This window comes from Candidatus Merdisoma sp. JLR.KK011, from assembly GCF_036941125.1.
GTDB lineage: Bacteria > Bacillota > Clostridia > Lachnospirales > Lachnospiraceae > Laedolimicola.
On record NZ_JAYWSZ010000006.1, the window covers coordinates 26,047 to 40,151 of the forward strand.

At 44.9% G+C, this 14,105-nt stretch carries 8 protein-coding genes; 7 read left to right on the top strand and 1 reads right to left on the bottom strand.

What is annotated here, in order from left to right:
• Positions 1 to 227: 227 nt before the first annotated feature.
• The 6 genes from tnpA (at position 228) to VV089_RS23695 (ending at position 8,480) form a co-directional block, all read left to right on the top strand.
• Positions 228 to 650 (top strand): IS200/IS605 family transposase, encoded by a 423-nt coding sequence (gene tnpA / locus VV089_RS23670; RefSeq protein WP_334335752.1) that lies wholly within the window; start codon positions 228 to 230, stop codon positions 648 to 650.
• Between the two features lie 238 nt (positions 651 to 888).
• A complete protein-coding gene (lanM, locus tag VV089_RS23675; protein WP_334337648.1) occupies positions 889 to 3,867 on the top strand; it encodes a type 2 lanthipeptide synthetase LanM in 2,979 nt (992 codons plus the stop codon).
• Between the two features lie 177 nt (positions 3,868 to 4,044).
• The gene (locus VV089_RS23680; RefSeq protein WP_334337649.1) at positions 4,045 to 4,638 is read left to right on the top strand and encodes a DarT ssDNA thymidine ADP-ribosyltransferase family protein; all 594 of its coding nucleotides are present in this window, start codon (positions 4,045 to 4,047) and stop codon (positions 4,636 to 4,638) included.
• Between the two features lie 22 nt (positions 4,639 to 4,660).
• Positions 4,661 to 5,695, top strand: coding sequence for a type II toxin-antitoxin system antitoxin DNA ADP-ribosyl glycohydrolase DarG (gene darG, locus VV089_RS25330; protein WP_442891614.1), 1,035 nt, complete (start codon positions 4,661 to 4,663; stop codon positions 5,693 to 5,695).
• Between the two features lie 556 nt (positions 5,696 to 6,251).
• Complete coding sequence (locus VV089_RS23690) at positions 6,252 to 7,256, top strand: GGDEF domain-containing protein (protein ID WP_334337651.1); 1,005 nt, start codon at positions 6,252 to 6,254, stop codon at positions 7,254 to 7,256.
• Between the two features lie 33 nt (positions 7,257 to 7,289).
• Complete coding sequence (locus tag VV089_RS23695; protein WP_334337652.1) at positions 7,290 to 8,480, top strand: hypothetical protein; 1,191 nt, start codon at positions 7,290 to 7,292, stop codon at positions 8,478 to 8,480.
• Between the two features lie 1,941 nt (positions 8,481 to 10,421).
• Here VV089_RS23695 and VV089_RS23700 read toward each other — a convergent pair.
• Positions 10,422 to 13,475, bottom strand: a complete 3,054-nt coding sequence (locus VV089_RS23700; RefSeq protein ID WP_334337653.1) for a hypothetical protein — start codon at positions 13,473 to 13,475, stop codon at positions 10,422 to 10,424.
• Between VV089_RS23700 and VV089_RS23705 the strand changes: the two genes are divergently transcribed.
• On the top strand, positions 13,474 to 13,971 hold the full coding sequence (locus VV089_RS23705; RefSeq protein ID WP_334337654.1) for a hypothetical protein: 498 nt from the start codon (positions 13,474 to 13,476) through the stop codon (positions 13,969 to 13,971). The genes VV089_RS23700 and VV089_RS23705 overlap by 2 nt on opposite strands.
• The last annotated feature ends 134 nt before the right edge of the window (positions 13,972 to 14,105 follow it).

A 14,105-nucleotide genomic window follows, 5' to 3' on the forward strand; every position in this document is an offset into this window, starting at 1 on the left:
TTATTGTTGTTGTAAAAATCTGGTATAACAATTTTGATAATTATTAAAAAATATCTGGAAGTTATTGGATTAGAATACACTATTTTGGTATAATGAAATAGACATATATCCCCCATTTGAAATGGGGGCCGAGGCAAAGCCGTAGCGTTGCATAAAGTACTAAAACCTCCTATGCTATAATGATATTGGTTTCGCAGGCCATATCAAAAGCATAGGAGGTATCCAAAATGGATAATCAAAGTATAGCACACACCAGATGGAATTGCACATATCATATTATCTTCATACCGAAATATCGAAGAAAAATCATGTATGGAGAGACGAAGAGAGATTTGGTAGAAATTATAAAGAAATTATGTGAGATGAAACAGGTGCAGCTAATGGACGGGAAGGTATGTATAGATCATGTGCATATGTATGTGGCGATATCGCCAAAGATGTGTGTATCGGAATTCATGTCATATCTGAAAGGGAAGAGTACATTAATGCTGTTTGACAGACATCCGGAGTACCGAACGAAATGGGGAGACAGACATTTCTGGGCCAGAGGATATTTTGTATCAACAGTAGGGAATGTAAATGAAGAAACAATTAGAAAATATATACAAGAACAAGAAGAGAATGACAAGTTAGAAGATGGAAGAAAGTAAAAGGCCCCCTGTAGGGGGCAACTGGTAAAGATGGTATTGCGGAACCCCGCCTTAGGCGGAACCAGTACTATACCCCGGAGGGGTTAAAACTAAACCCCCATTTGAAATGGGGGTTGCTAACTTAAACCACACTACTTCCTTTATTTTGTGCATTTGAAAAGCACTGATTTCTAACAAATGCTCAAGCCTAAAATCAATGTTCACTGTAATATGTCATTTATACCAGAGAGGAAAAAGTATGAGCTACAAAAGCGAGATAAAAGAAAACACCGCCTTTTGGCAAAAAATTTTAGGCCCGGAAACCTGCCGTCACCTGTTAAATAATGAAGCGGATGAATACGCAGCGAGAGAATATTTGAAAGAAGAAGTTCAAATCCTGTCTCTGATAGAACCTTATTACAGAAAAGCATTAACAGAAAGAGCAGAATGGGAAAGCCGGATTCTGCAGGAAGGTTCTTTTCCCGGATTTTATCGCTTATTTATAAAAACTGCTTATTTTTACTGGAACAAAAAGAAGGTATGTTTTTTAAAAGAAGCCCGGAAAGGCATCGCAGAGAACCTGTACAAAAGAATCGAAAAAATACCGATAAAGGTTTTGATACAGGATATCCATGACTGCAAGAAAAAAGGGCTTTTAAATGGGCAAAACAGTGAGGAAGAATACGAGGATTACCAAGACAGATTTTTGGAAGATCCAGTTTATATAGAGAGCCTCTGCGAAAATTATCCGGAAATGAAAAGGCTGCTGTTCCTGCAGGTCTATCAGACAGTGGGAATCATGTGGGAGGTTGAGTCTGCGTTACAGAGGGACAGAAAGGTTTTGATAAATGAGCTTTGCGCAGGCCTGGATTTTCAAAATGTAATACATATGGATACCAGCCTGTCGGACTGCCATCGAGGCGGAAGGACGGTTGCGAAGGTTGTCCTTGACAACGGCGTTACACTTATTTATAAACCCCACAGCCTGCAAAAAGAAATTTTGTTTGAAGAAATATATAAGAAATTCCTAAATAAATGCGGTCTCTCAGAAAGAAAGCTTCTTATTATAAATGGTGATGCTTATGGATGGGAGGAATATGTTGAGAAAAGGAGCTGTGACACCATAGAAGAAGTGGAGCGGTATTTTGAGAGGACAGGAATTTTGCTCTTCCTTTGTTACATTATGGGAGCCACGGATATCCATGGCGAGAATCTTCTGGCATTAGGCGAGTATCCGATGCTTCTGGATTTGGAGACATTTCCCGGATGCAGGCAGCAGAAAGAAGCACGGGATGCAGAGCAGATGGTGAGAGACGCGATCAGCAGCTCTGTACTTTGTACAGGCCTTCTTCCGGTCGTAACCTGGGGAAGCCAGGAGGCAGGCGTGATTGTAAATGCGCTGCATAAAAACAGCAAAGAAATGACGCCTTTTCGTCTGCCTATCGTCTGCGAGCCCAGAAGCTCTGAGATTCATATTGAGTACCAGCCAGTGGAAATTGAGCTTAGCGGCAGTCTCCCGGTGTTTCAAAATAAGGAGATGAATCCGGCAGATTTTGAGGAATGGATTTGCAAAGGCTTTGGAGAGGCCTATGATTGTATGCTGGAACAGAAGCAGGAAATGACAGAAAGCCTGGAAAGGCTGTTCGCATACGAGGGCAGGTATCTGCTTCGCCATACACAGCAGTACAGTATGGATCTAAATATGTCTTTTTTCCCGGAGTTTTTGAAAAGCAGAGAAAAACGGGATTTATTTTTACATGTGCTGGATAAGCAGAATATACGTGCTTCTGTCCATGCTTATGAGCGCCGCGCCCTAAGACGCATGGACGTTCCTGTTTTTTATGCAAAAGGGAAAGCTTTACTGGATGGGGATGGAGAAGAACATCCGGATTTTTTTGCGGAGTCTTCCTATGAGGTCTGGAGGAAAAAGGCGGATGCGCTGAACGGGAAGGATAAGAGGGAGCAGCTGCGGTTTATAAAGTTATCTTTGGCATTGCTGAGGGAGCAAAAGCAAGTTCGGAAGGATGCTGACTGGACGGATGAGCAGGATTGTGCTGTTTCAAAAGGGGATTTGCTCCGGAGGATAGCGGACAGGGTCTGCCGCATGGCTGTTATCTATGGAGCGGATAAGGATATAAACTGGAGTGGATTGAGATTTTTCGACGAGAAAAGCTGGAGCTTTGTGCCCCATGGCATGTATTTGTATGACGGGCTTGGCGGTGTGGCTGTATTTCTGGCAATGGTATTGAAAAGGTATCCGGAAGCGGCGTTTGAAAGAATCTATGAGATGGTGGCGAAGAAGCTTTTTGCCTATACAGAAAGGCTGTCGGAGGATGCAGAAAGGTCAGAATCTCCTCATACCGGGGCCTTTATCGGGGAGGGATCTGTTGTTTATGCGTATCTGCTGCTTTATCAGATTACACAAAGGCAGATTTATCTGGATTATGCCAGGGCACACAGCGAGATATTATTTAAGAAAATGGAAGAGGAGAGAACCACGGATTTTTTGTCGGGTCTGTCTGGGGCGGTTGTGGTGCTGGTGAAGCTTTACCGGGCGACAGGCGAGGAGCGGTTTTTGAAGGCTGCGGCGGAACAGGGGGATCGTATCTGGGAGCAGGCCGTGCGGCAGGAAACGGGGTATGGATTCTCCGGCGCAATGGAGGGGAAGGCTTTGGCAGGAATGGCTCATGGGAATAGCGGTTATATATTGGCGTATTCTTATCTGCTGGAGGTTACAGGAGAGAGATGCTGCCAGGAAAGAATCGGTGAGATGCTTGCCTATGAGAACCATTTGTATTCGGAGGAGGCTGGGAATTGGAAGGATCTGCGAAAGGAGAATACGGGGGGAAAGGAGCTCAATGCCTGGTGTCATGGGGCGGCTGGGATTCTTTTGTCCAGAATGCGGTTGAAGCATTTGGAGGAATTCCGGAATCATGCCGGGGTGCAGAAGGATATTGACAGGTGCGTCCAGGCCCTGCGTCTGTGTCCGGAGACGGAATCGGCCTGCCTCTGTCACGGGATGGCCGGGATGTGCTGGATTATCGGGCATTATCTGAAGGAATACCAGGATGAGATGCTGGAAGAGAAACGAGAAAGGCTGATGAGGCGGATTTTGCGGATGTGTGAGAAGGGGGAAGGAATGCTTCCGCAAGAGTATTACCAGGTTTCGCTGATGACCGGGATAACCGGGGTTGGGGCGGCGCTGTGTGAAGGGGAGGATTATGAGGTTTTGTGTTGATGGGAAATTTGAATTGGTTTTAGATAGGGACATAGTTATTGTTAACATTATGGAACTATGGTAAAGTAAATACAATAGTTCTGCCATTTAGGAGATTTTGAAGGTTTGCATCTGATAAACTATATAAGATAAGACAGCCTTCTGATATGATTGGGATAAAAGGAGAAGTACATAAATATGGGATTGGAAATTGCAAAAAGCGGCAGTCTATTATATCATTTGACAGAACTGGATAATTTGAGAGATATCGTATTGGATGGACTGCAGTCAAGAAGACAATTACAGGAAAGCGGAAAATTATTTTTTGATGTGGCAGATCCAAACATTATTTCGGAAAGAGTACGTCTGGGACTGGATAAATATATACCGTTTCATTTTCATCCATATTCAGCTTTTGATGCGGCAGTTAAGTATAAACACGCCGAGGATTCTATGATATATATTTGCATACATAGAGAATATGCGAGAGAGAATCGGTTTAAGGTTCTTCCGCGGCACCCTTTGTCTAGAAAAGAGTGTGTCTTATATGAATTTGAAGAAGGGATAGCAAAAATTGATTGGGATACATTAATGGAGAGGGGGAGTACCGCGGAGGATGCCAAAAATATAAAAATGGCAGAGGCATTATGCTGTCGGAAAATTCCGGTTACAAGCTTTCATTCCATTGCTGTGGCAGGAAAAGAGGATAAAGAGCAGGTGGAGGATATTTTGTGGGAGTGTAACGTGAAATTTCCATTACCATATATAGATATTCAGTCTGTTTGGTTTTAGAAAACTTGAAGAAGAGGTGATTATGCTGATTAAATATGAAGTTGGTGATATGTTTTTGTCTAATGCAGACTGTTTGGTTAATACTGTTAACTGTGAAGGATTTATGGGAAAAGGCGTGGCATATCAGTTTAAGATGAAGTTTCCGGAGAACAATAAGGATTATGTGGAAGCATGCAAAAGCGGGAGGCTTTATATAGGTACTCTGCATTTTTACCGGGAGAATGGAGTGACGATTATCAATTTTCCCACAAAGGATAAGTGGAGAGCGAAGTCTCTTATGAGTTATATTGAAACGGGATTGGATCAGATGGTACAGCTGCTTCCCAAGTTGTCCGTGAAAACAATCGCAATCCCTCCTTTGGGCTGTGGGAACGGCGGCTTGAATTGGCAGGAAGTAAAGCAGGTAATTGAGGAAAAGCTGTCTCCAATACAAGAGGATTATGTGTTTATTGTCTATGAGCCGTCAAAAAATTTTGTTCAGAAGGCACAGCAGGAACCGAAATTGGGAGTATCAAGCCTGGTCTTGATGCAAATGCTGATGGAGCTTAAACAGTTTAAGGCTTTGAGGCTGCAGAAAGCAGCTTATTTTATGAATATATTTTTGAAAGAAAATTATTTCAAATTTCAAAAAGGAAAAAATGGTCCTTATGCGGATTCCATCCGGATTGTTTCAAAAAGTATTCGTGAATATCAGAGTTTTTATGGTTTGAAAAACTTGCAAGAAGCGTATCAAAAGGTTTATCAGGTTCTATGCAGTGATAAAACGGATAAGCAGCTTGTGAAATTAAGGCCGGTAATAGAACAAGCAGTTACCTTTGTGAATGAAATAGAGGAAGATAAAGAATTGGAAGGGATTTCCACAGCGCTGTTTTTGATTGAAACCAGCAGGGGAGGCCTGACAGAAGAACAAGTAATTGAACAGTTTATAGACTGGTCGGAGGATAAGGCTGCGCGATATGCTGAAGAGGAAATAGCTTCTTATGTTGAGCGTTTGGAAGATAAAAGGATTATTGAGAGAAATATTTTAGGATGTTATCAATTGTCGGAGTATCGTTAAAGAGCTGTTTTTGCAGCAGAATACTTATTCGTAATATTATTACCGATTCCAAAATAAATTGAGATTTCGTAGATTACCTTACTCTACGATGGCAGGAGAAGCATTCTTCTGCCATTTTTTTTAATATCATAGCACATTTAGATTGAAAGGTAAATATTTTTTCTTCTTCGGCATACTTTTTGTATGAGTTTCTTGTGTTAATTTATATTTTACTCTAAAATTGGTCTATTTTTCTATGATAATATTCTATTTTATTCCATCAAATGTAAAAAACAGGATAAAAATTTCGTAGAGTAAGGTACTCTACGAAATTTTAAGTCAAAATCCAAATGCTTGATTTTCCTCAAGCATCTGCAGGGCTGCACAGCTTTCTTGGGGGCACAGCAAAAGGAAGACTGTAGGAGAAAATGACGGATTATTAAAATGGCTGGAGAAAAGAAAAAAGAATATTTTAGAAGTGCCTTGGAACTGATGAAGCTGCTGGATAGTGTTTTGGAGGGAGAAGAAAGATAGGATGGGTTTCCTGAACAATTGGAAATAATAGGGGAGTTTGATTATGGGGGGAGTACAGTTGAACAAGCTAGGAACATTGAGTGAAAAACAGGGGGAGAGACAGCCGAAGGAAAAGGATTGGGATCGCCTTACAGGTGTTATGAAAAAGAATATTGCAGAAAAGAAAATTGCATTCAAGATAAATGAGAGGCGTGGGGGTACGCTTTTTTTGTGTGATGTGGATGGTCTGGAACGGATTAATAGGCAGTATGGACACCAAGCTGGCGATGAGTGCCTAAAACAGGTGGCGCAGATTCTCTCCTTCATGATTTCTCCGGATGACATTTTAGGAAGAAGCGGTGGAGATGAGTTTGTCATTTTCATGCCAAGCTGCAGAGATGTACAGCAGGCACAGGAGATTTGCGCACGTATTGGCAATCGCTTCCGTGCCAACAGAGGAAAAGGCAATATTCCCCTTTCTGTGACGGTGGTACATGTTCTGTGGCAGTCCGGGCTGACTTATGAGAAGTTGTTTGAGTGTGCGGCCGAGAAAATGAAGAAACAAAGGGAAGATTTGGAAATACAAAAGGAACAGAAGGATAAGGAAGGGGAGCATTACATAAAGGATGTTCGGCAGATCCGAAAAGAATTAATCGAGCAGATTAAAAAACCGGGAGCCTATTGCCGGGATTATGAAACCTTTAAGAGCATTTATCGTTTTCTGGAACGTGGAATTATTCGAAGCGGACAGAAAGCATGTGTAATTCTGATTACCGTGGTGGATAAACAAGGAAGAAGCCTTCTTCCGCAAGAAAAGGATGTGCTGATGGAACAATTAGGTAAGAATATTGAGTCTGCACTTAGAATTGGAGATGTGTATACCAGGTATTCAAGCAGTCAGTATTTAGCCCTTGTCATTGATACCACAGAAGGGCAGACAGATTTGATTGTGTCTAGAATTAAGGAGAGGTTTCTTGCAGGCAGACAAGAGAATAATATTTTGATTCACCATTGCTACGAACTTCAGCCAGCGCAAATTGGGGAACGGATAGTGGGATACACCACATAGAAAATGAAAAGGTGTATCAGGAAGAAATGAGGTGTGATGGTGAAAAAGCTATGGGTTAAGATGTTTGGAGGATTTTCGGCTTCTTATGGAGAAGAGGTATTGACATTCGGCAGGCAGAAGGACTCTAAATTCAGACAATTGTTCCAGATATTGACGACTAGGCCGGGACAGGGGTTCGATAAAAGTGATATTGCCAAAAGCCTTTACGGATGGGATGAAGTGGAAGATACCAACGCAAGTCTCAATAATACGATTTTTCGGCTTCGGAAATATTTGGAGACCTCACCTTTACCTCCCGGTGAGTATCTGCAGTTGAGTGAAGGGGTGCTGCGCTTTGACGGTGGTGAGATTGAAGTAGAATCGGATGTTTGGAGCTTCGAATGTGCGGCACAGGAATTTGAAAAGGAGCAGGATAAAGGAAGAAAGGCGGAGCTGTGTAAAAAGAGCTGGGAGCTTTATCAAGGGGAATTTCTGCCTTGGCTGTCAAGTGAACAGTGGGTCATAGAAAAAAGCCGGAATTACCAGAAGCTATATTTTAGAATGCTGGAATATCTGCTTCGTGTGCTGAAAGAAGAGAGTGATTATAGAGGAATAGAAAGTATAGCAGCACGTGCGGCGGAAATCTATCCTTATGAGGGGTGGGAAATATGGCAGATTGAAAGTATGATGGCATTGGAACGCTATAAGGAGGCGGAAGAAGCATATCGAAAAACAGTAACGGATATGCAGAAGACAGGCGGGCTTCTGTCAAAAAGGCAGCAGGAACGGTTCCGCAAGCTTGGAGATAAGATGCAGCAGCCGGAAGGGACAGCAGAGGATATCAATAAATGTCTGATGGAGCCGGCACCTGGGCAAGGGGCCTATGCTTGTACGCTTATGAGCTTTTTAGATTGCTTTCGTATATTAAAGCGTGTGATTGACAGAGGCGGGAATCTTTTCAGCCTTATTTTGTGTACGATTCTGGACACAAGCGGTCAACCTGCCAATGACCAGGAATATTGTATGAAGCAGGGAGAAAAATTGTGTGCATCCTTTCGTGCACATATGCGCAGAGGGGACGTATACACAAAATACAGTGAGAATCAATATTTATTGCTGTGTATAGGTGCGGAAAAAGATAACATTACGGATATCGGAACACGTATAGATATAGATTTCCGGAAACGCTGCGGCGGCCGCAGCGGGATCAGATGCCAGCTTTTGGATGATGGAAATATATGGTAGAAGGAACTTTTGTATTTATCAAAATTTTAACTTTCATGACAAAAAATATACAAAATATGTAATATGAAAGAGTTTGTGAAAGAGCCGCTTTGTTATACTGTAGCATAAGAAAAGAAAAATGGGATCAATGGCTGACGTTCCCATCATTCAATTATAAGTAAGAGAGAGCAAGTGTTTTGCAGGAGGGTATGGAAGTATGAAGAATCGTAGAAAAAGGAGTAAAGCGAACAGGGTTTTAAAGGCGGCTGGCACGGCGGGCCTTGTCTTTGGCGCAGCAATGATCGACGCAAATGTGGTATTTGCGGCGGAAAGTGACAGCGTTGCACCGGAGGGTTCAGAGTCAGACGACTTGGGGAGTGAATCGCATAGCGAGTTTGAGTCTCTCCTGCCGAAAGAAGACAATGGGAACAATGAAAATGACAGCCTGATTTCTGATGGTGAACAATCTGCCGCAGAAAACGCTGAAATAATAGAGTCAGACGGTGAGGAAGATCCCGGAAAGAACAATGAGGATACTGTATCGGAGAAGGAATCTGCGTCTGTATCCGAGAGCGAGACTGCGTCTGCATCCGAGAGCGGGACTGAGTCTGCACCCGAGAGCGGGACTGCGTCTGCATCCGAGAGCGGGACTGCGTCTGCATCCGAGAGTGGGACTGAGTCTGCACCCGAGAGCGGGACTGCGTCTGCATCCGAGAGCGAGACTGCGTCTGTATCCGAGAGTGGGACTGCATCTGAGAGTGAATCTGAGACAGAAACTGCAAGCATATCTGAGAGTGCGGCTGCGTCTGTATCCGAGGAGGCCAGTACTTCCTCCAGTGAATCTGAGACAGAGGCTGCAAGTATATCCGAGAGTGCGGCTGCATCTGTATCTGAGGAGGCCAGCGTTTCCGCCAGTGAATCTGAGGCGGATTCCTTAAGTGCATTGGCGAGTGAGACAATGTTTGATAGGTTTATTGCGGCATTTGTGAACGAAAAGGCGTCAATGCTGGCGGAAGAGAACGGCGCTGTAGTAGGGCAGAATTCAGCACTTGATGGACTGTTAGAGAATTATAAGAATAACCTTACTGCTTTGGAAAAGGCTAAAGCTGATGAAAATACGACAGCTGAAGACTTGGCACGCCTTGAGAATGCAGTTGCGAAGAGCATTGTTGAGTATGAAGCAGCTTGCAAAGGCACGAATGCAGATGTGAAGGAGCTTGGGAACGGCGAATACAGGATAACTTATGTGGATGCTTCGGGAAAGACGGTAACCGAGTTCTACAAGCACAAGGTGGTAGATGGCAATGTGCATGTATACAAGGCGGATGCAAGTTATAATACAGGGGATGGAACTTACATTGGATATGAGATAAGTACAAAAGAAGATGGCTTCCAGTATATTGACATAAATGGAACTGAAACGAAAATTCTACGTGTGCAGAAAAATGAAAACGGAACAATTGAATATATCATTGAAGAAACGCAGAATAGTAGTGGCTTTGTAACATATAGAAAAACGGTTGTTATCGATGCGGATAAATTTACTGCGAAGGTTGTAGTGTATCAGGTTAATGAGGACTTAGCAAATAAGTTGCTTAATAACGATGGTGGATACACTGAAGTAGGAAAGACTAATGTTGGCAATAACTCGTACGATGTGGCTGGAGGAAACGCTGGATTGGGTGGTGCTGGCAGATATGTGGTTGTTCAGGATTCTGACGGTAACTGGCATAAGCTGATTCTGAAGGATGGTAATAAATATAATCAGCTTATGATTAATAATTTGGGATTTTTCCAATTAAAAACAGGCGAGAACGAATATGGCAGCTCGATTTATAGTGGCAGTTTTTTGAAGCCAGATAAATATGTGTTAAGGGCGGATCCAGATGGTATATGGAGGTTATATGATAAAAATGGAAATAAGGTTGGTGATTACGAATTTATCATTAGTGACACAGTAGACTATACAAGGGCTGGTGGCGATGAGAGTACTTCTGAGACAGAGTATGACGGAAAAATAGAAGAGACCAGTAGCGAAGCCAGCATGGCTTCGTCAACTAGCACGAGTGAAAGCTTGAGCACAAGTACAAGTGAGAGCCAAAGCACAAGTACGAGTGAAAGCCTGAGTACCTCCACAAGTGAGAGTCTGAGTACAAGTACGAGTGAGAGCCAAAGCACAAGTACGAGTGAAAGCTTGAGCACCTCCACAAGTGAGAGCCTGAGTACAAGTACGAGTGAAAGCTTGAGTACCTCCACAAGTGAGAGCCAGAGCATAAGTACGAGCGAAAGCCTGAGTACCTCCACAAGCGAGAGCTTGAGTACATCTACAAGTGAAAGCCTTAGCACCTCCACGAGCGAGAGCTTGAGTACATCTACAAGTGAAAGCCTGAGTACCGCAACAAGTGAGAGCCTTAGCACAAGTACAAGTGAAAGTCTCAGCACCTCAACGAGTGAGAGCTTGAGCACAAGTACAAGTGAAAGCTTGAGTACATCTACAAGTGAGAGCCTGAGTACCTCCACGAGCGAGAGCCTTAGCACCTCTACAAGTGAGAGTCTTAGTACCAGCACGAGCGAAAGCCTGAGTACCTCCACGAGTGAGAGTTTGAGCACTTCAACAAGCGAAAGCCTGAGTACGTCCACAAGTGAGAGCCTAAGCACAAGTACGAGTGAAAGCTTGAGTACCTCCACGAGTGAGAGTTTGAGCACTTCAACAAGTGAGAGCCTTAGCACCTCAACAAGTGAGAGTCTTAGTACCAGCACGAGCGAAAGCCTGAGTACCTCCACGAGTGAGAGTTTGAGCACTTCAACAAGTGAGAGCCTGAGTACCAGCACGAGCGAAAGCTTGAGTACGTCCACAAGTGAGAGCCTAAGCACGAGCACGAGCGAGAGCTTGAGTACCTCCACAAGTGAGAGCTTGAGTACTTCCACGAGTGAGAGTCTTAGCACCTCCACGAGTGAGAGCCTTAGCACCTCTACAAGTGAGAGCCTGAGTACCAGCACGAGTGAAAGCCTGAGTACGTCCACAAGTGAGAGCCTGAGTACCAGCACGAGCGAGAGTTTGAGTACCTCCACAAGTGAGAGCTTGAGTACCAGCACGAGCGAGAGCTTGAGTACCTCTACAAGTGAGAGCCTGAGTACCTCCACGAGTGAAAGTTTGAGTACGTCCACAAGTGAGAGCCTTAGCACCAGCACGAGTGAGAGTTTGAGTACCTCTACAAGCGAGAGCCTTAGCATGTCCACAAGTGAGAGCCTTAGTACTTCCACGAGCGAGAGTTTGAGTACCTCCACAAGTGAGAGCTTGAGTACCAGCACGAGCGAGAGCTTGAGTACGTCCACAAGTGAGAGCCTAAGTACCAGTACGAGTGAAAGCTTGAGTACGTCCACAAGTGAAAGTCTAAGTACCTCTACGAGCGAGAGCTTGAGTACGTCCACAAGTGAGAGCCTAAGCACCAGCACGAGTGAGAGCTTGAGCACGTCTACAAGTGAAAGCCTTAGCACGTCCACAAGTGAGAGCCTAAGCACCAGTACGAGTGAGAGCTTGAGTACTTCCACAAGTGAGAGTCTTAGTACCAGCACAAGTGAGAGCTTGAGTACTTCCACAAGTGAGAGCCTAAGCACCAGCACAAGTGAGAGCTTGAGTACGTCCACAAGTGAGAGCCTTAGTACCAGCACGAGCGAGAGCTTGAGCACTTCCACAAGTGAGAGCCTAAGCACCAGCACGAGCGAGAGCTTGAGTACCTCTACAAGTGAGAGTCTTAGCACCAGCACGAGTGAAAGCTTGAGTACGTCCACAAGTGAGAGCCTTAGCACCAGCACGAGTGAAAGCTTGAGTACGTCCACAAGTGAGAGCCTTAGCACCAGCACGAGTGAAAGCTTGAGTACTTCGACAAGTGAAAGTCTTAGCACCAGCACGAGTGAGAGCTTGAGTACGTCCACAAGTGAGAGTTTGAGTACCTCCACGAGCGAAAGCCTGAGTACCTCCACAAGTGAAAGCCTTAGCACGTCCACAAGTGAGAGCCTAAGCACCAGCACGAGCGAGAGCTTGAGTACCTCTACAAGTGAAAGCCTGAGTACCTCCACGAGTGAGAGCTTGAGTATGTCCACAAGTGAAAGCCTGAGTACCTCTACAAGTGAGAGCTTGAGTACGTCCACAAGTGAGAGCCTTAGCATCTCCACGAGTGAAAGCTTGAGTACGTCCACAAGTGAAAGTCTTAGCACCTCCACAAGTGAGAGTTTGAGCACCTCCACGAGCGAAAGTTTGAGTACGTCCACAAGTGAGAGCCTTAGCACCTCCACGAGCGAGAGCTTGAGTACCTCTACAAGTGAGAGCCTTAGTACCTCCACAAGTGAGAGCTTAAGTACCAGCACGAGCGAGAGCTTGAGTACCTCTACAAGTGAGAGTCTTAGCACCTCCACAAGTGAGAGCCTGAGTACTTCCACGAGTGAAAGCTTGAGTACCTCCACAAGTGAAAGCCTGAGTACCAGCACGAGCGAGAGCTTGAGCACAAGTACAAGCGAAAGCCTGAGTACCTCTACAAGTGAGAGCCTGAGTACCAGCACGAGTGAAAGTTTGAGTACCTCCACGAGTGAGAGCTTGAGTACCTCCACGAGCGAGAGCCTTAGCACCTCTACAAGTGAGAGCCTGAGTACCAGCACGAGTGAAAGCTTGAGTACTTCTACAAGTGAGAGCCTTAGCACTAGCACAAGTGAGAGCTTGAGTACCTCCACGAGTGAGAGCCTAAGCACCAGCACGAGTGAAAGCTTGAGTACCTCTACAAGTGAGAGCCTGAGTACCTCCACGAGCGAGAGCCTTAGCACCTCTACAAGTGAGAGCCTGAGTACGTCCACAAGTGAAAGCCTGAGTACCAGCACAAGCGAGAGTTTGAGTACGTCCACAAGTGAGAGCTTGAGTACCAGCACGAGTGAAAGCCTGAGTACGTCCACAAGTGAGAGCTTAAGTACCAGCACAAGCGAGAGTTTGAGCACCTCAGCAAGCGAAAGCTTGAGCGCTTCCATGAGCGAGAGCCTAAGTACTTCCATGAGCGAGAGCATTAGCGCAAGCATAAGCCAGAGCTTAAGCAGTAGTGAGAGTGCAAGTGCAAGCGCAAGTACATCGGCCAGCTCTAGCGAAGCAGCGGTAGTTACACCTGATACGCCGGCAGCGGCTCCAGCAGCGGATGCGGCAGCGCCTGTTGCGGCAGTGGCAGCGCCTCCGGTCGCAGCGGCGGCCCCGGCAGCAGTTCCGGCAGCTCCGGATGCTCCGGCAGAGACTCCAGCAGAAGCTCCGTTGGATATTGCTGATGAGGAAGTTCCTCTTGGGGTGTTAGACGATGACCTGACCGATACAACAATAGATATTGATGATAATGAGGTACCGCTGGCCGCACCGGCAGCAGGCAGGATCTGGTGGTCCTGGATTCCTGTGATAGGAGCAATTGCCAGTGCCGTTGAGAGTTATCGCCAGAACAAGAAGGAAAAAGAAGAATCGGGCGATGAAAAGCGAGAGGAATAAACGCAAAGCGATACTGAAACGTGATCAATTATAATGAAATAATATCTCTCCGGCAATTCTGCCGGAGAGATAGCTATGAGAGGAATTTCTTGAATAAAGTTAAAACACATGAGTTACGAAATAGACTTCTTTTT

Coding starts and splice junctions, on each gene's coding strand:
- tnpA (WP_334335752.1), top strand. CDS start 228: ATGGATAATCAAAGTATAGCACACACCAGATGGAATTGCACATATCAT.
- lanM (WP_334337648.1), top strand. CDS start 889: ATGAGCTACAAAAGCGAGATAAAAGAAAACACCGCCTTTTGGCAAAAA.
- VV089_RS23680 (WP_334337649.1), top strand. CDS start 4,045: ATGGGATTGGAAATTGCAAAAAGCGGCAGTCTATTATATCATTTGACA.
- darG (WP_442891614.1), top strand. CDS start 4,661: ATGCTGATTAAATATGAAGTTGGTGATATGTTTTTGTCTAATGCAGAC.
- VV089_RS23690 (WP_334337651.1), top strand. CDS start 6,252: ATGGGGGGAGTACAGTTGAACAAGCTAGGAACATTGAGTGAAAAACAG.
- VV089_RS23705 (WP_334337654.1), top strand. CDS start 13,474: ATGAGCGAGAGCCTAAGTACTTCCATGAGCGAGAGCATTAGCGCAAGC.
- VV089_RS23700 (WP_334337653.1), bottom strand. CDS start 13,475: ATGGAAGCGCTCAAGCTTTCGCTTGCTGAGGTGCTCAAACTCTCGCTT.